This is a genomic window from Dehalococcoidales bacterium (assembly GCA_035529395.1).
GTDB lineage: Bacteria > Chloroflexota > Dehalococcoidia > Dehalococcoidales > Fen-1064 > DUES01.
This window is the reverse complement of sequence record DATKWT010000049.1, coordinates 1-24,771: the sequence shown is the minus strand read 5'-3', so window position 1 is coordinate 24,771 and position 24,771 is coordinate 1. Positions and strand designations below refer to the sequence as shown.

Below are 24,771 nucleotides of genomic sequence, written 5' to 3'. Positions count from 1 at the left end.
CTCATAGTGCCAGCCCATTGCACCGCCGAGAGGCACGTTATCTGCTCCACGTCGTAGCTGTCCGCTTAGCCCCAGTAATTGCATGGCGACACTATTGAACTTCAGCCATGATTCAACATTGAATACCCTGGCTACCGATGCAATGTGAGAGAGGTCAAGTCCCCGGGTCTCCATCCAGGCCATGCGGTAGGAAAGTGTGCGCATCGCCCTGATGCTGGTAGCCATTTCCGCCAGTTCCCGGCGGGCCATCGGGCTCCGGCTGAGCAAGCGCCCGTCCCTCCTGGTGCTCCTGACATACTGGACCAGGTCCTCAAAAGCCCGCCGTACCGCTCCTACCTCAGCACCCTGTTCTTTGTGCAGATAGAAGGGTTTATCCTCCAGGTAGTAGGCATATCCCCGGTTCTCCTCGCCAATCAGGTTTTCAGCGGGCACTTTCACATCGTCCAGAAAAATCTGGTTCGTCCTGTATCCACCCATACCCATCAGGGGGCTGATGGTTATTCCCGGAGAGGTGTTCTCCATAACGAACATGCTCAGGCCTCTTTCGGCAGGAGCGTCAGGGTCGGTTCTGGCCATCAGTAACGTGTGCTTGAGAACGTGGGTGGTGGTTATGAACATCTTCTGGCCATTGACCACGTAGTTGTCGCCGTGGCGTACGGCCCTGGTCTGAACCCTGGTTACATCAGTGCCGGCTTCCGGTTCGGTATAGCACTGGCCGAAGGCTTCGCCTCCTGCCAACCGGGGGAGCCATTTCTTCTTCAGTTCCTCACTGCCATGCTTGAGGCAGATTCTCCCGAAGAGATTAAACGAACGACCGTAGAGGCCAAGTGGTATTGGAGCTTGACGGTAGGCCATCTCTTCATTGAGGATGACACGGCATACGGCATCCCGTCCCAGGCCGCCGTACTGCTCGGGGATGGACAGACACAGCCAGCCCTTCCCGGCGACCTTCTGGATGAAGGCAGGTGAACTCGCCGGTGCTACCGCTTCGCCGGGCAGCTCCGCATCGCAGAAGTCAATGACCTCCTGCCTGAATTTCTCCTGCTCTTCAGTGAATCTAAAGTCCATTCGTGTCCTTCAGGACGGTTTTGTGCTTGTCCGTGAGTCTCCAATAGTCATCGCTAGAGAGCCAGCAGTGTATTAAGTGCAGGGGTGCGGACAACAGCACAGACAAATATCTCCAGTGCCAACTTCCAATAGCTAGATTACATTCCTGCTCCTGTGGCTGTCAAGTGCCGCTATGCCTGAGGTAGTGTAAGGTATTGTGTGTAAAAAGAGAGGGGCGTATCCTTCCGGCAGGTCATACCAGCGTGAACTCGACTGTGTCCCCGTCCTGCAGATTGAGAGTGTTGCGCAGATGGTGGGGGCTGACCAGTTCGGCATTGATGCCGGGGCAGTCGACCCACGTGAAGCAGATAATACAACCGGGGTACTCATTAGCGATTGCTATCCGACCGTAGTGCATACCCTGCTCGCCATCGAAGTCTATCCCCAGTGCACGAAGGTCTATCTGTGTCATGCCTAGCTCTGCAGAGGAATTGTAGCTCAGAAGGGACAGGTCGAAGACTTCGGTAAGGTCTATATTCAGCGTCCCCGGTATGACAGCAAGTCCGGTCAATTGCCGGAACCCTTCAAGCACTCCGGGGGCAGACATTTCCCCTGCGCCCGCTCCACGCCCCGTCTTGATTATACCCCGGTAGACCTGTTTTTCTTCCATCCGGTACACCGTCCTGCAATTTGCTTACAGAGATTGTACCATAGTCTGTAAGTGGCGTGTTTCGTGTGAACCGTATGGAGTCCTGCCTGATAAGGCTAATCAGGGGGAGCAGGCCGACTCACACCGGTAAGTCAGCTTCTCTTCAGGGCGGCGTTGGCCAGCCGGTCCGCTTCAGCGTTCTGCTCCCTGGGAACATGCGTCAGGGTGAAGCCCTCGAGCCGGCCCAGTAATTCTCCTACCCGCAGGTAGAGCGGGCGGAGAGTCGCCTTCTTCACCTTGTACCTGCCCTCGACCTGCCGGACGACAAGCTCGGAATCAAGGCGGATATCCACCCGCCGGGCCTCCAGGCTGATGGCCTTTTCCAGGGCAGCAATCAGGGCACGGTACTCCGCCTGGTTATTGGTCGTCCGGCCGATGCGCTGCGAGACCGAGGCCAGCAACCGGCCGTTTTCGTCCTTGATGGTAGCACCGATTGCCGCCGGACCGGGATTACCCCGTGAGGCGCCATCGGCATTGATTACCAGAGTTCCTGTTATCATTATACAACAGCTACGTAGATTGCTTCGTGGCTACGCCCCTCGCAATGACAGGGTGGAAGCGATGCCCCCAACCGTCATTACCAGCCACGATTTACTATGGTGAAGGATTGTCGTGGTAATTTCGTCCTTGTCGACTATGACACGCCGTGATGATGCATAATCAGGCAAGGTAAAGGATACGACCGCAGCTACTACAGCGGACCAGGCCGCCGCCCCTCACCTGCTGGAGCTCGGTGGTGGGTAACGCTATCTGGCAGCCGCGGCACGTGCCCTGCTCCACCATGGCTACGGCAGTACCCTTCTGCGCCTGTAATTGCTGGTAGACTTCGATTACAGCGGAATCAATCTGCGCCACTTGCACTGCGCGTTTCTGCGTGAGGTCAGCGTGCGATTCCTTGAGTTGAGTTAGCTCGGTGGAGAGTCGTTGCTGCTGGTCCCGCCACTCCTCCTCCAGCCTGGCCAGCTCCGCGGTAGAGGTCTTCACGGCCGCCGTTGTTGCCTCCACCTGGTCCATCAGCTCCAGCACCCGGTCTTCAATCTGGCTTTGCCGGGCTTTCACTTCCTCGTTTTCACGCTGGAGATTGGCAAGCTCCTTGGGATTGCGTATCCTGCCGCCAAACAGCTTCTCCTCGGTGGCGGATACCTTGACAGAGAGGTCGTCCACTTGCCATTCCAGCGAATGCTGCTGATGTGTTAATTCTTCGAGACGGTTCTGCTCGTCAGCCAGCCGCGTCCTCACCCGTGCTATCTCCCGGCTCTCACCGAGCTGGCTGCTAATCCGGGCCTGGGCCTGCTCCCTGGACCTCAGGGCCAGGTCGATCTCCTGCAGGTCGTGTAGCTGACGGGCAAGACTCATTCTTCCTCCACGGGCTATTGTACAACGGTGGTATACCAATATCAATCTGCGCCTGGACTCCGTCCAGGTACGCCCGGTATACAACCGGCGGCGACAAAACACTGTGGCGGAAATAGAACAGGTGTACTATTATGATTATGGGAAACAAATCGAGGCTAACCAGGCGTGAATTGTTTTTAGGTTATGTAAAGGAGGCGTGATGAGGTTATTGAGGTTAGCCGTGGAGAAGCAGAGGTGGGACCTGGCGGCCCATACCATTGTGCTAGGTACTGCTAGCGTTCTTAAGGAGGCGAATAAGGCAAATGCCAGCCAAAGCAAAGGGAACAAGAGGGGCACCAAAGGGCAACCAGAACGCTAGAAAGCACGGCTTCTATTCCAAGGTACTGGACGAGGTGGAAAAGCTCGACTTCGAGCTGGCGGCCGGCGTTGAGGGCATCGACGACGAGATTGCCCTGCTAAGGGTGAAGATAAAGACGCTCCTGGAGCACGACCCGGAGAACATCAAGCTGGTCATGCAGGCGACCAATACGCTGGCGGGGCTCGTCAAGACGAGGTACAACATTTCCAAAGAGGAGAAGAAGGGGCTGAAGGAGGCTATCGGCAATGTCCTCAAAGAAGTCGCCATCCCGCTCGGTATCGGCATCGGGACCGGCCTCAGCAAGTAGGGGATTGGGGACCTATCCCCGTGCGGCCCAGATGGAGCGCCTCTCAGAAGAGGCGGGGCCCCTAAGAAGGGGCGGCGCCTTCCCCTTCCCTTATTAAGGGAAGGGGGGATTATGCCCCTTTACGGCAGGGTACTAGAGATGATGTCTCTACTTCTAGAGATGATGTCTCTACTTGTAGTAGAGAAAAACTCACTGAAGGTGATGAGTCACCGGGTAATGGTGTAATTATGCTCTCATTTCACCGCCTCCGTCCTTACCAGCGCGAGATAGCACTGGCAGTGCTGGACAGCGTCTTCGGTAGAAAGGGCCTGACCTTCTCCGTGGAGATTGCCCGCCAGGGAGGCAAGAACGAACTCTCTGCCCAGATCGAGCTTCTGCTGCTGACCCTTCACATTGCCGAAGCGCGGAACCTGGTCAAGTGCAGCCCCACCTTCAAGCCGCAGACCGTTATTTCCATGATGCGACTCAGAGACCGGCTCAACGACGCCGGATTTGCCGGTATCTGGACAGGTGAACTGGGCTACATCATCAGGCTGGGCAACGCGCGGGCGGTGTTCCTTTCGGCTGATGAATCGGCGAATGTCGTGGGTAATACGGCCCATATCCTTCTGGAAATAGACGAATCACAGGATGTCAGCAAGGAGAAGTACACCAAGGACTTCAAACCGATGGGAGCGACCACCAACGTCACCACGGTCCACTACGGTACTACCTGGGACGACACCACCCTGCTCGAAGAGGTGAAACAGGCCAATATCGAACTGGAAAAACGGGACGGCATCAAGCGTCACTTCCGCTACGACTGGCAGGAAGTAGCCGTGTATAACCCCGACTACCTGGCACACGTGGAGGCCGAGCGGGAGCGCCTGGGAAAGGACCACCCCCTGTTCCTGACCCAGTACTGCCTGCTGCCCATCCGGGGTGGTGGGGGGTTTCTTTCCTCCCAGCAACGGGCACAGCTAAGCGGCAACCACGCCCGGAAACACTCCCCGCAGCGCGGCCGGGTCTACGTGGCCGGTATCGACCTCGCCGGTGAGGCCGAAGAAGGTGAGGATGCCCTGCTGAGAGCTGCCAGACCCAGGCAGGACTCGACAGTGGTCACCATTGGCGAACTGGACTTCCCTGACGCCGGTGACATCCAGAAACAGCCCCGGGTCAGGGTCGTCGAGCACTACTGGTGGACCGGCCGGAAGCACACCGAGCTCTATCCACAACTGGTGGACATTCTGAAGAACGTCTGGCGGTGTCGCCGGGTGGTCGTCGATGCCACCGGTATCGGCCAGCCGGTGAGCTCGTTTCTCAGGCAGAGTCTGGGGTCACGGGTGGTGCCGTTCACCTTCACGGGGCAGTCAAAGTCGCGGCTCGGCTTCGACCTGCTGGCGGCGGTCAACTCAGGTCGATTGAAGATGTATGCCGGAGACGGCTCGACGGAATACCGGGAGTTCTGGCAGGAGGTGGAGATGGCAAAGAGCCACTACCGGCCCAACCAGACGATGAACTTCTATGTAGACGCTTCACGGGGGCACGACGACTTCCTGATGAGCCTGGCGCTGCTGGTGGAGGCGGCGAATGGCTACACGCCGAGAGGGGCGAGGGGGAAGACTTAAAAGAGCAGACACTCCCCATTTAACACCCCCTCGTCATCCGGTAGTATATCATTTTGAAATCTGGTATTTAACAGCGGAGTGTCTTAGTTCAAGATAGCGTAACGCTGTCTAAGGAAGATTAGCGAAGGCCCGTGGGTAGTGTATCATTTTGAGTATGGCACTGCTGGTGACAGGCTAGCACAACCGGATATTGGGTAGTGTATAATTTTGAATCGCTGGAAATTGTAGACGGATATGAGCGGGATAGTAAGAGAGAGTAGGCTAGTTAGGAAAGCTTACGCTGTGCATCTTGATATATATCATCCCTAGTTCCTATAAGATGAACAATCATAGTGTCATTATCATTATCATATGAGTAAATAATCCGATAAGGGTCTATCCTTCGCTTGTAATAACCAATTAGATTGTCTTTAAGGGCAAGGTGACGAATCTCGTGACGATGCTGCCACACCCACTCTATTTTGTTCACAAGCATCTTCACGTCTTTTTTGGGTACCCCATCGAGTGCGTTAGGGTCATACATGAGTGGCATGAGTCTAGCACCCCAACTGTCTCAATATCCCTTCGGATGACAATAGAGATTCTTTAGGTTTCTTGGACGACTCCAACAGTCGTTGCCTAATTTCTGGCTTTAGTTCTAATCCACTGTCTGGGTCTCTTATCAGTTCTCCAAATTCCTCAAATAGACCAGACAATAAGTTAAGTTCGTTTCTGAGCATCGGAATTTCAGCTAGGCTCGTGGTTCTAGCGTTAAGTATATAGTTGTATTGGTCTGCTGGGAAATCTTCTTGGTCTTGGTATTCCCCATTGTAACCTACAGCATCTTCTTCTAGACGGGAAAACTCTACCGAAAATATTGCTTCTTTATATTTTATACATACTGGTTCAGGGCCAACATTCAATAGATTCATCGTAAGCCTACCCCTAAAACCTGGGTCTAGCTGAAGGCCACCAAAGGCATTTAGTCCCTTACGAGCAAAATATGACCTAATGCCAAATCGTCCAGCAATATTGAGAGGTAGGCTTAACTTTTCAAGAGATAAGACACCAATCATCTGACCCGGCAAAATAGGAAAACCTTCTGGCATCTCACGTAAATCAATTACTTTACCTAGAGTCTTCTCACCCACTGGGCTTGCCAGTATTTTGTGATGAAGCCGCAGGTCATAAGATGCAGGCGCTTTGAAAATCGGGTCAAAGGGGTCAATCCCAAGCGACTTTGTCTGTACGAATGCTTCTATCTGTTGTCCAGTCAAGACACCCATAATTCACCTCCGTTAGCCGAGTGTCTCTCGTGATATTCTATGTATATTATAGCATGATGTTTTTCATCTTGGAATACTAAGACTGACAATCTCTTCTACAGTCCAAATGTGATTACATACTCCTGCTGCCATCACTGGGGTTCTAGGATACAGGTTAGCCAATGACTCATGTGTGGTCTGGTGAAGTTGTAGTACATGAAGTAGAGAGCCAGAGCCAAACCATGTCTGCCTCCCCATTTGACACCCCCCTCGTCACCGCTATAAGATTGGCTATCCCGGGACAGTAAAGATGGGGGCATAGTGTTATGTCAGCAGGAGCCAGCAAAAAGGTAGCCGTTATCGGGTTCGGAAATATGGGCAGCGGTGTGGTAGAAGCCCTCTACGAGAAGGGGGTACCCGGTCTGGAACTGACCCGGGTGGTCGATATCGACCTGGAGACACCCCGCCCGGTAACAGTCCCGGCGAGTTACCTGTCAACGGACTGGCGGCAGGCTGTGAACGACCCGGCTATCGATATCATCGTCGAGCTTATCGGCGGGATCGAACCAGCCGGAAGCATTATCTCCGAGGCCCTGCGCAACGGCAAGGACGTGGTAACGGCCAACAAGATGCTCCTTGCCCACAAGGGACAGGAGATATTCAGCCTGGCTGCGGACCTGAAGCGGCGTATCGGTTTCCGGGCCAGTTTTGTCGGCTGTCACGTCCTTATCCACGAATTCCAGCAGGCAGGCGTTGCCGCCAAGAGCTACCGGCGCATTTACGCCATCCTCAACGGCACTTCCAACTACATACTGTCCACCATGACCAGGGATGGTAAAAGCTTCGAGCAGGCGCTTAAAGAAGCCCAGGAGAAGGGTCTGGCTGAAACCGACCCATCGGACGACGTGGACGGAATAGACACCGCCAACAAGATTCGTATTCTCCTCGGCCTGATTACGAATTCCTACCGTACCGTGCAGGCTTTCCCCATCGAAGGTATCAGAAACGTCACCGCCCAGGACATCCAGTACGCCGTCGAGTTGGGATATTCCATAAAGCTGGTCGGCGTGATTGAGCAGAATGAGGGCAGATTCAATGTTGCCGTGCACCCGGCGCTGGTGCCCCGGACATCCCTCCTCGGGACTCTGGAGGGGGCCTACAACGGGACCGAACTCGAAGACGAGTACGGAGTGGTATCCGGTTTCGTTGCTCCCGGAGCCGGCGTCTACCCGACAACCGATGCCATAGTCAAGGACCTGCTGGATATCGCCGGGGGTGAGTCGTTACCCATGCCAAGCTCGGCCGAGGAACTATCGCTGGGTATCACCGAAGCAGCAGAAAGGCGATACTATCTGAGGTTCAGCGCCGTTGACCAGGCGGGGGTCCTTGCCCAGATTAGTGAAATCTTCTGGAAGCACGACATCAGTATCGCGGCGGTTATCCAGAAGGAGGCGGTCTCCAGGGACTTCGTACCGCTGGTAATGACGACGCATCTCGCCAGAGAGGGGAACCTACAGGAAGCAGTCAAGAGGGTGGACAGGATGGAAGTCGTCCGGGCGGAGACCAGGGTAATCCGTATCCTCAACGCCGATACTTAAACTGACCGGCGGGTCCTTCCGGTTATTCCCAGTAGCTACTTCGGTTGCGTTTCCACAACCGGTAGATGAGGAAACCGACAATCACCACGGCGACTCCTATCAGTACATAGATGGCCCAGCTCGGCATGGTGAAAGAGGCGACCACTCGAAACGACCCCATAGCGGACCACCCGCTCTCATTGTAAGCGGCGTCTACAGCTTTCACCCGCCAGTAGTAGACGGTCTCGTCTTTGGACGTCCGCAGTCGCTCGTTACTGGTGGGGGTGTACTCCGTTGTGGCCAGTCCGGATTTCTCCAGGACCACGTCGGTAAACTCACCATCATTGGCGACCTGGAGGGTGTAGGTGACCGGCGCACTCAGGTCCTCAACAGTCCCCCAGTCAAAGATAACAGGTGAGCGTATCTCGACCCCGGGTTCCGGCAGTTGTCGGACCGGTGCCAGCGGTGGTGTCGACTCCATGATGAATGCAAGCCCCGCGGTATTGTTACCATCACTGACTGTCACCGTACGCTGACCAGCGATACTCGGTGGGGCTTCAAAGGTAACGGTAAATGACCCGTCTTCATCGACTGACACCTGGGCAACTTCCGTAGTATCGTACCGGACAGTCAATTCAGCACCGGCAGTAAATCCGTTCCCACTAACGATGACCTCGGTGCCGACATGCCCATCGGTACTGCTGAGACGAGCGCCGGCGATGATGGGAAACTGCATCAGCACCCTGTTCCGACTGGCATCCTCTATCCTCATCGCGTAGGAATCGTTACTCATGGAGGGCACCTTGAAGACGCCCTCAAAGTTACCGAACGTATCGGAATTGATGTAGGCTACCGGGGTCGTTTTGAGGTAAATGCTCACCTCTTCACCGGCGGCAAAGCCGGTACCGCTTATTGCGATAATGTCGCCAGCGGAGCCCTGCGTGGGATTGACGGCAGCCTGAGGAATGACCTCGAACGTGGTACTGGCCCAGTTTCCTATTTCGTCATCGTTCTTGGCTGTGATCAGGTGCTCTCCGGCATGACCGGATGGGACCACAAAGGTATAGCTGCACCCACCGGTAGCATCGGCCACCGCCGTACCCAGCAGTGTAGTTACCCCATTATGGTTGTAGTAGAAGGCAACTAGCTTGTTAACATAGAATCCCCGGGCTGTGATAGTTACAGAAGTCCCGACAACGCCGCTATTCGTGTCCGGCCAGATTTCCGAAGCTTCTACCATGAAAGAGGCATTGGCCAGCGTTGAACCGAGCGGTCCGATAACAGATACCATGGCCAGACCTGGTGGAGTGGTAACCGGCACCTCAAAGCTGGTCAACGGGCCACTATCCGGGACCGTTACCGGGCTGGTGATGATTTCCTTGCCACCAAAGAATATGGAGAGGTTATCACCCTTGTAGGATTCGAAGTTGGTGCCGGTCACCGTGACCATGGTGCCAACGGCACCGGATACCGGCGAAAGCTGAATTGCTGGTGCCGCCAGAGCCGGCTGTGCAGGTATGACCGCTACAAGCATGCCCAGGATAGCGGCCACAGTAAGGAGGGAAAGTGCCTTACTACATATCATCGTTCTGCCGCCTGTTTCAAGGAATTATCTAGCCAATGGTAAGCTAAATGCCATGGTCTGTCAATAATATTCCCAATTCAGGTAGTGTAACGTATTGCGGTGTAAGAAAGGGAGGGGTGTATCCTTCCAGTTAGCACTCTGTGCAGCAGATTGGCCTTCGGAGAACAGGTGGTGGCCTGTCCATCCACATGCTATAGTAGAATCCAACGGTGTCCGTGTGCAGAGGCTGCCGCTGCTGGCGCTGATTGAAACGGGGCTTCGGCGCCAGAGCTAGTGTAGTGTCTCTAACATAGCTTTACAATGAGGCACCGGCTACTACGACGCATTATTGTCAACAATTATTGTAAAGAAAACTCGGAGACACTACACTAGCTCTTTGTGCATGCCTGGGGTGCCTTACGGTGCCTGGAACTCACCGTACACTACGGGGACACAATCGGGCGGATTGTGCAAGCCAGGTTCACATTAGGCCAGACCGTACAATCCGTTAGTCGGAACAACCGAAGCCGGGCGTGGCCGGAGCATATTTATGTTGACAAGACAGGTTGGGAACAGTACGATTGCCGAAGACTGCGGTAGCGGGAAGAGATTCAGAAGGAGACTACTATGCGTCTATCAATGAAAGCACAATGCTTCGCCCTCTTGCTCCTCTTACTCCTTGTCCTCATTCCGCACCAGGGCGCCCTTGCGCAGGAAAGCCCCGCGACACTGGAGAGCCTGACGTTGTCGCCTTCTCCACTGTGGCATCCGGGACCGGTCGGGCCGGATGGCTACGAACACGGTGGCCAATACGGGGGCGACTACCGAAGTATGGGCGTAGCGCCCGAGACGATAACGGTGGTCGCCGTGACTTCGGACCCGGGTGCGACGTTCACAATCAACGGCCGACCAGCCGTCAGCGGCGAGCCGATGGCCTTGCACTGGGACAAGTGGACGCCGTGGTTTGACATCAACGTGGCGATAACCGACACCGACGGCAGCAGCGGCCACTATCTCATTGAACTGACGAAGCACGTCCAGTTTCCCTTCGTGGGTGTCGATACGGGCTGGGGAGCAGTTGACGCTGTTCACTTCAATCCGAACCTGCCGGCCACAATGACGGTGTCGACTGCCCCGGGAGGTGTGAAACTCGCGGAAGCGACCACTACCGCCCGTGCCGACGGCAGCTTCTCATGGAGCCTCCGCGATCTGGGCATTCCCGTCCTTCTCCAGGAGGGTATGGAGATCAGAGTCACCGACGGTGAGGTAACCGCGACCCATGTGGTGTTGCACCTAACCATCGATGAAGTTGATTTTGATACCGACACAATTCGCGGGACCGGCGTCCCCGGGGCCGGACTTGAGTTCTCCATCTGGCTAGACAAGCAGTCGCACGACGAGAGCGTCGCACCAATAAAATTCGGCTCTGCATGGCCGTTCCCGGAAGGTGATGGCCCGGGCTACGATCCTCGCTTCCCCAACTTCGTCGTCGACACCTCCGGGCACTGGGAGTTCGACCTCAGTCTGGCAAGCATCGACCTCACCAGCAGCAGCCATATCCTCGTTGACAGTGCGTGTTATAATCCTTTCTCAGTCGATTGGAACGACCCGGCCGCCCGTGCCGCTTTTGATCCCTTTAACAAAGGCGGCATCACCACGGTCGCTTTGTACCCTGCAGAGATGGTCGAACCGGGCGTAACCGCTGTCCTCGCCCTCAACGCCGTCATTGTCGATAGCGTCGACGCCGGTGGTGTCTCCGTCAATCTGACGGTACGCTCGTCAGCCGGTGGCTCAATCCTGTTCACGGACTCTCAAGTAGCAGACTTCTACAATGGCAGTGCCAACTGGGGCGTACCCGAGTCGCCGGACCTCGATATCGTTCTTGAGCCCGGAATGGAAGTCACCGTGACCTGGGGGGAGACCTCCATATCCGCCGTGCTTGCCGACCTTGCAATCGAGAGCGTCGACCACGAGTTGGACCGCGTCAGCGGAACCGGCCCTGCTGGTGAGACAATCTCAGTCGTAGTCATTGCCGGCGATCCAACCAGCAACGAGGCGACCATGGCGGCGTTTGCTGACGGGATACTCGTCGGGTCTGATGGTTCATGGCAGGCCGATTTCACTGAGGACATCACCGTGGGCATGGTGGCTGGAGGAATACTGCCAGTTGCTGCCGGCTTCATCACCGCCGTCGTGAGCGTGGCGGTCGCCGAGCCGGTAGTCGTCGAGGAGAACCCCACAATAGGCGAGGTGTCTGACGAAGCCGAGGTAGTGGTCGGCAGCGTCGCCTCCGGCGGTTCGCTGGCTCAGGTAACCGTGCCGGCCGGGGCACTTCCTTCGGGTTCCTCGGTAAGGGTCGCCGCCATCACCAACACGGATGACCTCGTTGAGCAAGTGGCCGTGCCCGAAGGGACTGACATGGCGCTCGGGTTTTCAATCTCAGCCGAGGCCACCGACGGGTCCGATGTGCGCACCGACTTCGTCGTGCCGGTCTCCATTGAGTTCACCGTCGAGGCCGACACTCTGCCCGCCGGCTTCGACCCGGACAGCCTCAGCATTGCTTTCTGGAACGGCGCCAGATGGGCGTCGCTGCAGGACGTGCAGGCCGTGAACAACCCGGACGGAACAGTGACGCTGAGTGCCCTTACGGACCACTTCACTCTGTTCACTGTGGTTGCCGACCCGGCGGGCGCCATCAGGCCGGGACCAGCCGACCCACTGGAGGAAGCTTCCCTAGCCGGGCTGAGATCATACGGATTGGACCTGTACTTGGCGCCAACGGATGCCACGCAACCTGGCGACGAAGGTAGCGGAGGGCTTGGCTCTCTACCAGCCTGGACCTGGATTGCCGGCGGCGTCGCGGCCGCCGTTCTCATTGCCGTCGGCTGGGTGATTGTACGCAGGAAGAGACAAACGGCAGGGTTCTGAGCCAAAACACCCCCCGCAGATATCGTCGACCAGTCAGGAGCCCGCAACCAGACGGGCAAGGCGCCTCTGCCATGGTCATCACTGTGACGCAGCTTCCCCGGGGAACCTGCCACGCTTGACATCCCCAGGCATCAGTCATAGCCTGCGAAAATATGTCATTACCCCTGTGTCATAAACCACGTAATTGCCTGGTTACTGACCACCACCTGAAGGTCGTTCTTCCTATGTCCCATTTCAGTTCAATAGTAACGATGTCTTCATTCACGATTTCTGGTGGTATTTCCAATGATGTCTCCATGAACTGACCGGGAGAAGCGTTAAAGTGCCACGGTTCCATGGAAGTACCGTTAACGGATACCTGTACCGGTGGGCTTCCCTCATGACATCTATACCTGGCGACAAATGTCAGTCTCTTCCCCGGCCGCGCTTTCATGGTGAAATTCTCCGTGACCGGTCCGCCACGGGATATTCCTCAGTGTAGTCTTTGATATCCGGAAAGGTCGGATAATGTGTAGCATTAAGAACACTGCTATCAGACTCACAAACGATAGCATGATTGACATTATTTGAAGTGTAGTCAACCCGTAATAACCCTTCACAGTATGTTGCCCGGCGGGAAGATAGAACGCCAACATGTTTTCAATATTGTAATAAGCAAGCGGCGAGTCATCTAAATACATATCCCATGATGGACTGTATGACTCTGAGAGAATTACCCAGCCATCTTCGGACGTGGCAATCTCTACCGTCATCACATCAGATGCGTGGGTTACCTCGGAGGGGAGCGGCGTAATCGTGGGGTCCGTATAGGGATGACTGCGTGATAACATACTCTCCAGTGCCATCTTTGCTTCGAGCTCCGAAGTGGTATCAAGAAGACACAGCATAGCAGCACCGATGAAATAGACCTTCTCTCCGCCTACTATTTTATGCTGAAGCAGAGGTATTTGTTCGGAGCCATCCAGCATGATATCCGTCCCGTCTATGTGGTAATATATGTGCCCGTACCAGTCTGCTGGCAGCGTCAGTTCCAGTGCTTCGTCATCTGACACCGGTGGCGATGCCTCATTCCTAACCTGGCAAACGCCTGACATAGGGACCTTCTCCGATGATACACCGAAAGCGAGATTCCCGACATTACGTCCTGGGCTGATGTAGACGTCGGTACCGCTTGCTGCAAGCTCGGTGATAATTGCTTCGAAGCGCTGTCTATCCTTGATTACCGGCTCCCACAGGATGATGACATCAAAGTGCTCGAGGTAGCTGGAGTCGTGGTCTTCCAGGGAATCTGTATCCCCCCTGGTAATCCAGGGAAGGTGCCCGCTAAGTCCGGCGGCACCTACGCCTATTGCCAGCGTATTCATGTTGAAAGAGAATGCTGGTGTCAGCGGATTCTCACGCTTCATAAGAATGTATGGCATTGTTTGAGTACCTGTTGTTTCCCTTGTTGTCACAAATCCCGTGTCGCTGAATAGCTGTTGCTTCATTGGTATTTGATCGCCGCCCAGTATGGCGTAGTTCACCTGCCACAGTCTGAAGAGGTTTTCCAGGTACTCGGTATCGTCCTCAACGATAGCCTTATTCATCAGTGGTTGTGTATCCTGATGAATGGTTCCCTCAACCGCCCACCCAAACGCTTGCGGTTTGTTCCCACCCACCGTTAGCCAGTACGAAGGAGATGAGTTTTCCTTGCTGAAGATGATAGCTCTCCCGGGATGTGTTTCCTCGGCAAGATAGGTTGAGAAGTCTTCCAGGAGCGCTGGTCGGCCTTCGTTTATCATGTTCAACCCTGGCAGGTAGTTCCAGACCAGTAATGCAATGGTAATTATTACCAACACGATGAGAAAGCTGCTCTGTAATCTAACAGGCCTGACAGGCAATCTCACCTTGCTTGCCAAGGATTGAAACCACATTCCGATAAGAACAACCGCAGGAAGGAGAGCCGCCAGTAAGAAACGGGATGGTAACAGCTTGTTGAATACCGGCACGCGTGTCATCCAATCACCCAGATTCGTGCCGAAACTCAGAATCAGGCCGGCAAAGGTTACTACTATCAGGCTAATGGAAATCCAGCGCAGATTGCTACGCAGAGTGATTACCCCACCCGCAATCGCGAATACTAACGCTATGGGACTGAAGTATATAAGAGGGTCTGTTTCCATCGTACCGGAGCTGAAGCTGCTGAAAGTGATGGAATAGTCGAACAGCTTGTCTATGAAGATTCCTGGTACATTGGGTAAGTCCACATGCGTAGTTGCGGGCAGTAACCAGAAAAGTGAAAGACCAACTCCGAGCAACAATGCAGTAGCGGTGAAGCTGAGTTCTCGCCAGCGCCGTTCGGGGAATAACCCGATTATTAACAGCCAGACACCAAGCAAGAACAGGAACATATATGCCTGCATGGCATGGGCAAGGATAAGCAGAGTTGTGGATAAGACAAGAACGATGCAGGTAACCCTTCGCTGATTACGCAACATCTTGTATGCAAGAGCAAAGACGAAAGGTGCGATAAGGGCAGACAGAGCACGCCCAAGGTTACCCTCGTGCCAGTAAATCGAGGTAGTCATTGGTGACAAAGCAAAGACTAGCGCGGCGATGAAAGCCGGCCAACGTGACATGAGAAGTCTGGCGAAATAATAGGCACTAAGGCAGGTGCCATACAGGAGCAGCGCGCCGAAGATATAGTAGGTATCCACTGGATTGCCGGTAATCAGGTTTATCGGGAGCATCAGATAAGTTACCAGTGGCGGATAATAACGGAAAGCATCCATGCCTATATACCAGTCGGGCATCCATTGTGGCAGTAAATCACCATTTAACACGCTATCTGTTAAGAACCAGAGGCGAAAAAGATGCCCCATCTGGTCAACATAGGTCGGGGCAAAATGACTAATAACTGTGGGCAGGGTAATTATGAGCGTAATAACCAGGAAAACGATTGGGGCGAAGTAGCCAGCCCTGGTGAAGCGTGTTGTTGTTTTCCTCCAAAGCATCAAGAATCTGATGCCACCCCCGCCAGAGAGCTTCTTGAACCGGTGGCGGCCTTCGGCGAAGGAGGTGGCTTCGGGGGAAGGTGATGCTGGTAGCGACGGGGGTGTTTCAGGGGTTTGTGCGAGTGGCTCTTCGGTAAAAAGATGGGCACATTGGTTGCAGAATTTGCTGTCGAGCGAATTGATATGCCCGCATTGTGGGCACACTCGCTCTGCTCCCAGTGGCTGGGCGCATTCTCTGCAGAACTTCATGCCTTCCGGGTTCTCAATATGACAGTTCGGGCACTCTATAACGAACACCGCCATCTAGGGTGGGTGCACTCAGCATACGACTGGAGCGTGAGGGTGTCAAGGAGGGGAGTCTTCATGAAAATCATTGACAAAAGTGAGCCCATTTCTGCTCCTGAGGACCAGGCATGGAATCATCCCGCAACATAGGGACCTTTTTCGCAGCTTCCCCGGGGAACCTGCCACGCTTGACATCCCCAGGCATCAGTCATAGCCGGAATAATTGCCGGGCCAGGCTCTGCGGGGAGTTGACACGGGGAATGCTGACTGGTAACGTGAGATAATCAGCGGGTTGCATGTTTACAAGAGAGAATTGGATTGAAAGGGGGCAGGTATGGATTTTTTCCTTAGCGAAGAACACAAAATGCTGCGGACGACGGTGAGGGACCTGGCCGTCAAGGAATTTGCTCCGGTGGCAGATGAACTGGACCGGAGGCAGGAATTTGCCTGGGACAACTTTAAGGCAATGAGCGAACTCGGTCTGACCGGTATTGGAATCCCGGGTGAATATGGCGGCGGCGATGGGGGTGAACTATCAGTGGCTGTCGCCGTAGAAGAGATTGCCTGGGCCTGTGCTGCCACAGCCGATATTCTCGACACTCATTTATGCCTGTGCACCAAACCCATCTATACCTTCGGGAACGAGGAGCAGCGCAAAAAATTCCTGCCACCTCTAATCAAGGGTGAAAAAGTGGGCGGTTTTGCCATCACCGAACCGGAAGCCGGCAGTGATATTGCGGCGATACAGACTACCGCGGTCCGGGACGGTGATTCCTATGTTCTCAATGGCACCAAGATTTTTATGACGAATGGCGATGTGGCTGGTACTGCCATTGTGTTTGCCAATATCCCGGACCTGGGCAAACGTGGAATGACGGCCTTTGTAGTAGAAGATGGCACACCAGGATTTACCAAAGGCAAGAAGTATGACAAATTAGGGATGCGGGCTGCTACCAATGCGGATTTCATTTTCGAAGACTGCCGTGTGCCCGCGGAGAACCGCCTCGGTGACGAGGGACAAGGCATGAAAATATGCCTGGCTATTCTGGACCACGGGCGGATAGGTATAGCGGCACAGACGCTGGGAATTACCCGGGCGGTACTGGAAAGATCAATCGAGTATTCAAAGCAACGGATACAATTCGGAGCCCCCATCAGTCAGAACCAGGCAATAAGCTGGATGCTGGCAGATATGGCTGCGCAGCTCGAGGCAGCCAGGTTACTCACCCACAAAGCTGCCTTTTTAGCCGACCAGGGAGAGCCCTTCACAGTGTATGCGGCTATGGCGAAGCTTACTGCCAGTGAACTCTGCATGAAGGCTACGACGCAGGGTATCCAGATTTTCGGTGGTTACGGCTATATGATGGATTCCCCAATGCAACGATATTTCCGCGATGCCAAACTGACCACTATCTATGAGGGGACATCTGAAGTCCAGCGCATGGTGATATCGAGGTCATTACTGAGATAAGGACTCGTAGTTTAGCAATAATTATTTCTCAGAAGCCACTCTTATTATAGAAAAGGAAATACGCCTCGTGATGATGGTAAAACACTAAGCCGGAGTGTTTAGCAGGTTGCTGAAAAACCCTTTCGACCAAACCCCGTGCGGCCCATCCGGGCCGCCTTCCCCTTCCTGTCCAGGAAGAGCCTTCCTACCGAGGAAGGGGGAAAATATTATATCTGGGGGACACCCCCAGCCCCCTGCTAAAGAGGTTTCACCTCTCTGGACTCTCCTTTTTCATCACCCTTCTAGTGTGAACTTTTACTTAATAGTTAAGCTCAGGAGCCTTGTTTGTAACCCGGGTGATAGTCGTTAACTGATATTAAAAAGCACCACCGTGACATCACCCTCCTGGATTTCGTAGGTCTTACCCTCGATACGTTGCTTACCAGCCTTGATTACAGCAGCCTCACTGCCGAGTTCAAGCAAGTCATTACAGGGTATCACTTCCATCCGTATGAATCCTCTCTCCATATCCGTATGAATCTTACCTGCAGCAACTGGGGCTTTATCTCCTCTGTGGCATGTCCAGGCACGGACCTCATCCTCGCCAACGGTAAAGAAATTCACCAGTCCAAGTTTTCGGTACGCGGCTTGTAGTAATCGCATCATGGATGATTCCTGCAAGCCAAGCTCAGCTAAAAATTCCTGACGGTCTACGGGGTCAAGTTGGCTAATATCAGCTTCATCACGGCCACAGATGGTAATAGCCTCAGAGCTATCGGCATCAATTATAGTCTGAAGCGCTTTAACATAGTCGTTTCCATCGTTTCCCATAGACTTCACATTGGCAATGTATAGCACGGGTTTGAGCGAGACCAGATTGCATTCACGGATACTGTTCAGTTCCTTATCGTCCAATCTTTGCCGGCGAGCAGGTATTCCCTGGTCCAATCCCCTTTTTATTTTTTCACAGTCAGCTACCTGACGAATGGCATCACTATCGCCTGCTCGCACTTTCTTGGACAAGCGGGCAATCTTTTTTTGTAGTGTCTGACTATCAGCTACCATCAATTCAAGGTCTATGGTCTCTACATCCCGCACGGGGTCGATATTATCATGCCGGGGAAAGGTGTCCGCCGCTTCAAAACACCGTATTACGTGCAGCAAGGTATCAACATCTTTGATATGTTTAAGCAGTCTTGTGCTGTGTCCTGGCTTGTTAGCGGAGTTGGTAGCGAGACCGGGAATATCTACGAGTTGCATAGTAGCCGGAACAATTTTGGCAGGATTATATAACTTTGCCAGTGCCTGAATACGTGGGTCAGGCACATTAACAATGACTCTATGCATCTTAGAACCATCATAATGTGCCGCTCCGGAGGCGGTAACAGCGTTATAAATAGTAGTCTTACCGCAAGCAGTAAGACCTACCAGTCCACAGGTTAAACTCATATGGTATTCCCTGCAATCAAGTAAACACGTTAATCAATACCGGGAGTACGTATTTGTCCGAACTACAATGTAATTTACCCAGATTAAGAACAGTCTTGCCTGGCTATGTGAGTGCTAAAGTAAAAGCGACCCAGGGGGCTTGCTCAAACACTATCAGGTGGAGATGAAGTGATTCATCTTTAGAATCACCCTGCTATTATAGTTTACACCTTTTGGAGCTAATAATAAAAGCAACCAATAGGTAATCGCACAAAGCACCGGGTTGTGCTATGGAAGGGAGCAAAGTGGTACGTGCTCCCATTGTCCAGGGAAGGCAAGCCAGATGATAGAGTATCAGTCCTGCCTGCTGACACTCCTGGTGATTCTCATCACTCTGTACTCCGGACACCGATCTACGGACTTCGGGTACACCGGGCTGTCCTGTCTGAGTGCCACCACACTACGTGAGACCGTAGGGGTGGTGGCGTAGCGCCCGGAAACGACCAAGAGGAGCGCCCCTTAGAAGGGGTGACCCCTCAGAAGGGGCTTGGCCCCGCGAGGGGCACTCGCTCTGGCCTCTCCTTTTCAGTAACCTGCTAGACGACCTCGTTGTAAAGTGTGATTTCGGGGCGCCCGGCAAAAAGGGAGCGTGTGGCCTGCCCGAATGCTTTGAAGTGCTCGGTCTGGCCGTGGTATTTCAGGGCATCCATGTCCTCGTACTTCTCGTAGACCATTACCTTGTCCGGGTTGTCTGCCGCCTGGTTGATGTTGTAGGAGATTGTACCGGGGTCCTGAAGGACTGTGGGCACGAGCTTCTTGAACTCTTCAACCACCTCGTTTCCCTTGCCTTCGGCTACCTGCAATACTGCTACCAAGACTATCATTCCTTACCTCCTTTATGTTTTGCTCCGGACTATGGATTCCAGCTTGGCCCGTAGCTGGGACCGAGCTGGGTTTTTATCATTCCCTGCGCCGTTTCTATGAAGTCGCACAAAATCGGTCGGGTGTCCCGTGGGTCGATAATATCCTCGATATTAAACGCCTCGGCGGTGCGGAACGGTGAGGAAATCGCCTGGAGCATGCGCTCTATCTCCTGTTGTTTTGCCTCCGGGTCCGGGGCGTTTTCAATCTCCCGGCGATAGGCAGCTCTGGCGCCGCCCTCGATGTGCATCGAGCCCCAGTGGCCGGAGGGCCAGCCTACCCTCTTGTACATGCCGCCGGGCCGGTTGTGGAGTTGGCCGGCGACCCCGAACAACTGGCGAATGATGAAGGTTATCCAGGGCATTTTAGTGTTGATGGTGGCCAGGACTATCCTGGCACCGGCGCGGACAATGCCCTGCTTCTGGGCCTCGATACCGACCATGAAGCCGGGTTCATCGGCGAAGTAGACCATGGGTACGTGAAAGAGGTCACAAAGCTGTATGAAGCGGATTACCTTCGAGCCGGCGGCAACATCCATCGAGCCACCAAGTTGCATCGGGTTGTTAATCATTACGCCGACGGGGTAGCCATTAACGCGGGCCAGGCCGGTTACGCGCGATTTTCCGTAGAATGGGGCAATCTCAAAGAAGGAATCATGGTCCAGGACGAGTTTCAGTATCCGGTAGGGGTCATAGGACCTGGTCCGTTTACGCGGGATGATGGAGAGCAGCTCTTCCTCACGGCGGTTGGCGTCATCCGTGGGTTCCGCTCGCGGCGGCATTTCCCAGACATTCTGTGGCATGTAGCTCAGGAAACGCCGTATCATTTCGAAGGCTTCCTCTTCGGTCTCCGCCAGGTTATCAATGACGCCACTATCGTATATCTGGGTGCGCTCGTCGCCCAGTTCCTCCTTGGTGACGTCATAGCCGAGGGCGGCCTTGACAACCGGAGGACCGCCGGCGAAGACCTGACTGGTACCCTTGACCATCAGGTTGAAATGGGCCATGCAGGCTTCTACTGCGGGCAGGCCGGCAACCGAGCCGAGCGCTGCTGAAATTACGGGCGCCGTTCTAAGTAGTTGTGCCGTTATCGCACAGCCCGGGTTAGCATCAGGTATATATGTACGCCCTATCTGCTCAAAGGTGCGGACACTGCCACCGGTAGCGTCAAGAAGTCGGATGAAGGGCAGGTGCCATTCCAGCGCCAGCCGCTGGGCGTAACCTCCCTTGTTGCCAACGGCAGCATCAGAGGCACCGCCGCGTACCGTAAAGTCACCGCCACTGAAGGCCACTTTGCGTCCGTTCAGGGTACATAGACCGGCTACCGAGTTGGCCGGGGTAAAACCGACAAGCTTGTCGTCCTCATACCTGGCGCTGCCGGTAAGAACTCCTATCTCCTGGAAAGACCCGGGGTCAGCCAGGGCGTCGATTCTCTCACGTACGGTGAGCTTGCCCCGGGAATGCTGTTTTTCGATGCCTTCCTGACCGCCCATCTGTTCGGCCAGGTGCTTTCTTTTCTCAAGCTCCTCAATCTCCGGTTGCCAGATCATGTGTATCCTCCTTGTTTATGGTTGGAAGCTCGGACCGGGGGTGGGGCCGAGCTGGGTTTTCAGTGCATTCTGTGCCATGTTGATGAAGTCGCAAAGTATTGGTCGAGAGTCTCGGGGGTCAACGATGTCCTCGATATTGAACGCCTCAGCGGTGCGGAAGGGTGAAGCCAGAGCCTGCAGCTTGCGCTCAATCTCCTGTTGTTTTGCCACAGGGTCGTCGGCGTTCTCTATGTCCCGTCGGTAAGCGGCTCTAGCCCCGCCCTCGATGTGCATCGAGCCCCAGTTGCCGGATGGCCAGGCAACACGCTTGAACATCCCGCCGGGGCGGTCATGGCACTGACCGGCGACACCATAGAGCTGGCGGATAACGAAGGTCATCCATGGCATCCTGGTCTGGTAGGTGGCGCATACCATTTTAGCGCCGGCGCGAACGATGCCCTCTTTCTGTGATTCGAGGCCCACCATGAAGCCGGGTTCATCGGCGAAGTAGACCATCGGCAGGTGAAAGGTATCACATAGCTGCATGAAGCGAATCACCTTCAGACCGGCGGCGACATCCATCGAACTGCCGAGGAACATCGGGTTGTTAATCATCACGCCGACCGGGTAGCCATCGACGCGGCCCAGGCCGGTTATGCGTGACCGCCCCGAGAATTCGCCGATTTCGAAGAAAGAGTCATGGTCGATGACGTGTCTCAGGACGGCGCGGGCGTCGTAGCCCTTCCGCCGGTTACGGGGGATGACGGACAGCAGCTCCTCATCGCGGCGGTCCGGTTTATCGGTCGGCTCTGCCCTTGCCGGTAGTTCCCAGACGTTCTGCGGCAGGTAGCCGAGGAAGTGCCGTACCATATCAAAGGCCTCCTGCTCGGTCTCGGCCACATTATCAATAACGCCGCAGTAGGCCTGGGTGCTTTCGTCGCCCAATTCTTCCTTGGTAATGTCGTAACCCAGGGCGGCTTTTACCACCGGAGGCCCACCCGCGAACACCTGGCCGATGCCCTTGACTATGACGTTGAAGTGGGCCAGGCAGGCTTCCACTGCGGGCAGCCCGGCCACGGAGCCGAGCGCCATTGAGACAACCGGGACCTCGCAGAGCAGCTTCTGTATTCCATAGGTGCCCGGATTGGTGGGGATGTAGGTACGGCCTATCTTTTCGAAAGTGCGGACACTGCCGCCCGTTGCGTCAAGCAGTCGGATTAAGGGGATTTGCCATTCAGATGACAGGCGCGGAGCGCGTCCATGCTTGTCGCCTACGGAAGCATCAGCAGCACCGCCGCGTACCGTGAAGTCACCACCGATGAGGACTGTCTTGCGCCCATTCAAAGTGCAGATGCCCAGCACCGAGTTGGTCGGGGTGAAATCAACCAGTTTATCATCCTCGTAGGTGGCGGAACCGGTGAGAACTCCTATCTCCTGGAAGGACCCGGGGTCAGCCAGCACATCGATTCGCTCTCGTACGGTGAGCTTGCCACGCCGGCGCTGTCGCTCGATTCCCTCCGGACCACCCATCTGCTCGGCGAGGTGCCTGCGGTGTTTCAGCTCTTCAATCTCCGGTTGCCAGACCATGTGTGTTCTCCTTTCATTACCCGGCGTCGGCCACGACTCGGCGCTATGCTGACACTATTTCCCGAGAGTGAGCGCCAGGTATTGGACCGAAAAATTTCTAGGGACGGTAGCTCGGGCCGGATGTGGGACCAAGCTGCGTCTTCAGGATATCCTGTGCCATCTCGATAAAGTCACAAAGTAACGGGCGCGTGTCCCGGGGGTCGATAATGTCTTCGATGTCGAACGCCTCGGCGGAGCGGAAGGGTGATGCTATGGCATTGAGGCGAAGCTCGATTTCCTCGCGCTTGGCCTCCGGGTCGGGCGAGGCCTCTATCTCCCGGCGATAGGCTATCAGGGCACCGCCTTCGATGTGCATCGACCCCCAATTACCCGACGGCCATGCGTAGCGTCTGAACATACCACCGATGCGGGCATGACAGCCGCCGGCAACGCCGAAGAGTTGGCGTGTGATAAACGTAATCCATGGCATCCTGGTCTCGCGGGTGGCCAGGACCATACGTGCACCGGCGCGGATGATTCCCCGCTTCTCCTCTTCCAGACCCACCATGAAACCCGGCTCATCGGCAAAGTAGACCATAGGCAGGTGGAAGGTGTTGCACATCAGCATGAAGCGGATAATCTTGTCCCCGGCGGTCACATCGAGCGACCCGCCGAGGTGCCTGGGGTCGTTTATCATGACGCCCACCGGGTAGCCGTTGACACGGGCAAGGCCGGTTATGCGTGACTGTCCATAGTAGGGAGCAATTTCAAAGAAGGAATCACGGTCGAGGACCATGTTCAGGATGTCGTGTGGGTTGTACGGCTTCCGTCTGTTACGGGGAATGACGGACAGCAGCCCTTCTTCACGACGGTTGGGGTCGTCGGTCGGCTCGGTACGGGGCGCCATCTCCCAGACGTTCTGCGGCAGGTAGCTGAGGAATCGCCGGACCATGGCGAGGGCTTCCTGCTCGTTCCCGGCAACGTTGTCGATAGTACCGCTGTTCGTCTGGACTGTATCGTTACCGAGGTCTTCCTTGACTATATCATAACCCAGCGCTGCCCTGACCACTCCAGGTCCGGCAACGAATACCTGGCTGGTATCCCTGACCATCAGGTTGAAGTGTGCCATGCAGGCTTCGACGGCGGGCAGACCGGCGACGGAGCCAAGTACCGCCGAGACCACGGGGACGATTGTCAGCAACTCGTACTCCGGGGACTGACCGGGCCTGCCCGGGATATAGGTGCGCCCGAGCTGTTCAAATGTGCGGACACTGCCCCCGGTGGCGTCGAGAAGACGGATGTAGGGCAGGCGCCACTGCATCGCCAGGTTCTCGGCGTGGCCGCGCTTGTTGCCGATGGTGGCATCAGCGGCACCGCCGCGGACGGTGAAGTCGCCCCCGGACAGGACTACCTTGCGCCCGCCGATTGTGCACAGGCCGCTCAGTGTATTCGACGGGGTGAACGCCGTGAGCTGGTCGTCCTGATAGGTAGCGCTGCCGGTGAGGATGCCTATCTCCTCAAAGGAACCGGGGTCGGCGAGGAGTGCGACACGCTCGCGCACGGTGAGCTTGCCCCGCGAGTGCTGTCGCTCGACGCCCTCCGGGCCGCCCATCTGTTCGGCAAGTTCCTTGCGGTGCCTGAGTTCATCGATATCCGATTGCCATACCATGGGCGACCTCCCTGGGGAACTGAAAACGTTCTCCGTGGCGTGCTGGGGTGCTGGAGTCTAGTATAGCAACTGGAGGTAGTGACTGACAAGGAAGGTCATGTTATAATCGGTATTGTCAGAGCCCCTGTAGCTCAGAGGATAGAGCAGCGGTTTCCTAAACCGCGTGTCGTGTGTTCGAGTCACACCAGGGGTACCACGAAGTTGAATCGGCCCCAAACGGAGGTGACAGTGAGA

At 55.2% G+C, this 24,771-nt stretch carries 18 protein-coding genes and 1 tRNA gene; 7 read left to right on the top strand and 12 right to left on the bottom strand.

The genetic code is table 11. The annotated features are described in order from the left end of the window. The 4 genes from VMW13_03345 to VMW13_03330 all read right to left on the bottom strand — a co-directional run. A partial coding sequence (locus tag VMW13_03345) for an acyl-CoA dehydrogenase family protein (GenBank protein HUV43846.1) occupies positions 1-1,068 on the bottom strand: 1,068 nt, incomplete at its 3' end. A gap of 232 nt (positions 1,069-1,300) precedes the next feature. Then, on the bottom strand, positions 1,301-1,717 hold the full coding sequence (locus VMW13_03340; GenBank protein HUV43845.1) for a DUF120 domain-containing protein: 417 nt from the start codon (positions 1,715-1,717) through the stop codon (positions 1,301-1,303). A 131-nt stretch (positions 1,718-1,848) separates the two neighbouring features. Beyond that, positions 1,849-2,256, bottom strand: a complete 408-nt coding sequence (locus VMW13_03335) for a ribonuclease HI family protein (GenBank protein ID HUV43844.1) — start codon at positions 2,254-2,256, stop codon at positions 1,849-1,851. A gap of 160 nt (positions 2,257-2,416) precedes the next feature. Continuing rightward, the gene (locus tag VMW13_03330) at positions 2,417-3,112 is read right to left on the bottom strand and encodes a C4-type zinc ribbon domain-containing protein (protein HUV43843.1); all 696 of its coding nucleotides are present in this window, start codon (positions 3,110-3,112) and stop codon (positions 2,417-2,419) included. Between the two features lie 302 nt (positions 3,113-3,414). On the opposite strand from VMW13_03330, the gene VMW13_03325 reads away from it, so the two are divergent. Both VMW13_03325 and VMW13_03320 read left to right on the top strand, forming a co-directional pair. Next, positions 3,415-3,777, top strand: a complete 363-nt coding sequence (locus tag VMW13_03325) for a hypothetical protein (GenBank protein HUV43842.1) — start codon at positions 3,415-3,417, stop codon at positions 3,775-3,777. A gap of 227 nt (positions 3,778-4,004) precedes the next feature. After that, positions 4,005-5,384 (top strand): hypothetical protein, encoded by a 1,380-nt coding sequence (locus VMW13_03320; protein ID HUV43841.1) that lies wholly within the window; start codon positions 4,005-4,007, stop codon positions 5,382-5,384. Between the two features lie 536 nt (positions 5,385-5,920). Here the strand turns inward: VMW13_03320 and VMW13_03315 are convergent. Beyond that, positions 5,921-6,649 (bottom strand): hypothetical protein, encoded by a 729-nt coding sequence (locus VMW13_03315; protein ID HUV43840.1) that lies wholly within the window; start codon positions 6,647-6,649, stop codon positions 5,921-5,923. A gap of 305 nt (positions 6,650-6,954) precedes the next feature. Between VMW13_03315 and VMW13_03310 the strand changes: the two genes are divergently transcribed. Then, the gene (locus VMW13_03310; protein HUV43839.1) at positions 6,955-8,226 is read left to right on the top strand and encodes a homoserine dehydrogenase; all 1,272 of its coding nucleotides are present in this window, start codon (positions 6,955-6,957) and stop codon (positions 8,224-8,226) included. Positions 8,227-8,248: 22 nt separating this feature from the next. Here the strand turns inward: VMW13_03310 and VMW13_03305 are convergent, their stop codons facing one another. Beyond that, positions 8,249-9,790 (bottom strand): IPT/TIG domain-containing protein, encoded by a 1,542-nt coding sequence (locus tag VMW13_03305; GenBank protein HUV43838.1) that lies wholly within the window; start codon positions 9,788-9,790, stop codon positions 8,249-8,251. Positions 9,791-10,396: 606 nt separating this feature from the next. On the opposite strand from VMW13_03305, the gene VMW13_03300 reads away from it, so the two are divergent. Beyond that, complete coding sequence (locus tag VMW13_03300; protein ID HUV43837.1) at positions 10,397-12,697, top strand: hypothetical protein; 2,301 nt, start codon at positions 10,397-10,399, stop codon at positions 12,695-12,697. Between the two features lie 386 nt (positions 12,698-13,083). Here VMW13_03300 and VMW13_03295 read toward each other — a convergent pair whose 3' ends face one another. Further along, positions 13,084-15,690 (bottom strand): 6-pyruvoyl-tetrahydropterin synthase-related protein, encoded by a 2,607-nt coding sequence (locus tag VMW13_03295; protein HUV43836.1) that lies wholly within the window; start codon positions 15,688-15,690, stop codon positions 13,084-13,086. A gap of 619 nt (positions 15,691-16,309) precedes the next feature. Between VMW13_03295 and VMW13_03290 the strand changes: the two genes are divergently transcribed. Beyond that, on the top strand, positions 16,310-17,446 hold the full coding sequence (locus tag VMW13_03290; GenBank protein ID HUV43835.1) for an acyl-CoA dehydrogenase family protein: 1,137 nt from the start codon (positions 16,310-16,312) through the stop codon (positions 17,444-17,446). 345 nt (positions 17,447-17,791) lie between these two features. On the opposite strand, the gene ychF is transcribed toward VMW13_03290, so the two are convergent. Beyond that, positions 17,792-18,874 carry a redox-regulated ATPase YchF gene (gene ychF, locus VMW13_03285; protein ID HUV43834.1) on the bottom strand — a complete coding sequence of 361 codons (1,083 nt, stop codon included), beginning with the start codon at positions 18,872-18,874 and terminating at the stop codon, positions 17,792-17,794. A gap of 322 nt (positions 18,875-19,196) precedes the next feature. On the opposite strand from ychF, the gene VMW13_03280 reads away from it, so the two are divergent. After that, on the top strand, positions 19,197-19,343 hold the full coding sequence (locus VMW13_03280; protein ID HUV43833.1) for a hypothetical protein: 147 nt from the start codon (positions 19,197-19,199) through the stop codon (positions 19,341-19,343). 106 nt (positions 19,344-19,449) lie between these two features. On the opposite strand, the gene VMW13_03275 is transcribed toward VMW13_03280, so the two are convergent. The 4 genes from VMW13_03275 to VMW13_03260 all read right to left on the bottom strand — a co-directional run bounded on the left by VMW13_03275 (position 19,450) and on the right by VMW13_03260 (position 24,537). Next, positions 19,450-19,737, bottom strand: coding sequence for a putative quinol monooxygenase (locus VMW13_03275; protein HUV43832.1), 288 nt, complete (start codon positions 19,735-19,737; stop codon positions 19,450-19,452). 29 nt (positions 19,738-19,766) lie between these two features. Next, positions 19,767-21,323 (bottom strand): carboxyl transferase domain-containing protein, encoded by a 1,557-nt coding sequence (locus VMW13_03270; protein HUV43831.1) that lies wholly within the window; start codon positions 21,321-21,323, stop codon positions 19,767-19,769. Between the two features lie 15 nt (positions 21,324-21,338). Continuing rightward, positions 21,339-22,889, bottom strand: a complete 1,551-nt coding sequence (locus VMW13_03265; protein HUV43830.1) for a carboxyl transferase domain-containing protein — start codon at positions 22,887-22,889, stop codon at positions 21,339-21,341. A 97-nt stretch (positions 22,890-22,986) separates the two neighbouring features. Then, positions 22,987-24,537 (bottom strand): carboxyl transferase domain-containing protein, encoded by a 1,551-nt coding sequence (locus tag VMW13_03260; GenBank protein ID HUV43829.1) that lies wholly within the window; start codon positions 24,535-24,537, stop codon positions 22,987-22,989. A 120-nt stretch (positions 24,538-24,657) separates the two neighbouring features. Here VMW13_03260 and VMW13_03255 point away from each other — a divergent pair. Beyond that, positions 24,658-24,733, top strand: a tRNA-Arg gene (locus tag VMW13_03255). Positions 24,734-24,771: the final 38 nt, after the last annotated feature.

Excerpts from the sequence above, each read along its gene's own strand:
- VMW13_03265 (HUV43830.1), bottom strand. The coding sequence starts at position 22,889 with ATGGTCTGGCAACCGGAGATTGAAGAGCTGAAACACCGCAGGCACCTC.
- VMW13_03270 (HUV43831.1), bottom strand. The coding sequence starts at position 21,323 with ATGATCTGGCAACCGGAGATTGAGGAGCTTGAGAAAAGAAAGCACCTG.
- VMW13_03305 (HUV43838.1), bottom strand. The coding sequence starts at position 9,790 with ATGATATGTAGTAAGGCACTTTCCCTCCTTACTGTGGCCGCTATCCTG.
- VMW13_03295 (HUV43836.1), bottom strand. The coding sequence starts at position 15,690 with ATGCTTTGGAGGAAAACAACAACACGCTTCACCAGGGCTGGCTACTTC.
- VMW13_03290 (HUV43835.1), top strand. The coding sequence starts at position 16,310 with ATGGATTTTTTCCTTAGCGAAGAACACAAAATGCTGCGGACGACGGTG.
- ychF (HUV43834.1), bottom strand. The coding sequence starts at position 18,874 with ATGAGTTTAACCTGTGGACTGGTAGGTCTTACTGCTTGCGGTAAGACT.
- VMW13_03300 (HUV43837.1), top strand. The coding sequence starts at position 10,397 with ATGCGTCTATCAATGAAAGCACAATGCTTCGCCCTCTTGCTCCTCTTA.
- VMW13_03325 (HUV43842.1), top strand. The coding sequence starts at position 3,415 with ATGCCAGCCAAAGCAAAGGGAACAAGAGGGGCACCAAAGGGCAACCAG.
- VMW13_03340 (HUV43845.1), bottom strand. The coding sequence starts at position 1,717 with ATGGAAGAAAAACAGGTCTACCGGGGTATAATCAAGACGGGGCGTGGA.
- VMW13_03330 (HUV43843.1), bottom strand. The coding sequence starts at position 3,112 with ATGAGTCTTGCCCGTCAGCTACACGACCTGCAGGAGATCGACCTGGCC.
- VMW13_03260 (HUV43829.1), bottom strand. The coding sequence starts at position 24,537 with ATGGTATGGCAATCGGATATCGATGAACTCAGGCACCGCAAGGAACTT.
- VMW13_03275 (HUV43832.1), bottom strand. The coding sequence starts at position 19,737 with ATGATAGTCTTGGTAGCAGTATTGCAGGTAGCCGAAGGCAAGGGAAAC.
- VMW13_03315 (HUV43840.1), bottom strand. The coding sequence starts at position 6,649 with ATGGGTGTCTTGACTGGACAACAGATAGAAGCATTCGTACAGACAAAG.
- VMW13_03310 (HUV43839.1), top strand. The coding sequence starts at position 6,955 with ATGTCAGCAGGAGCCAGCAAAAAGGTAGCCGTTATCGGGTTCGGAAAT.
- VMW13_03320 (HUV43841.1), top strand. The coding sequence starts at position 4,005 with ATGCTCTCATTTCACCGCCTCCGTCCTTACCAGCGCGAGATAGCACTG.
- VMW13_03280 (HUV43833.1), top strand. The coding sequence starts at position 19,197 with ATGATAGAGTATCAGTCCTGCCTGCTGACACTCCTGGTGATTCTCATC.
- VMW13_03335 (HUV43844.1), bottom strand. The coding sequence starts at position 2,256 with ATGATAACAGGAACTCTGGTAATCAATGCCGATGGCGCCTCACGGGGT.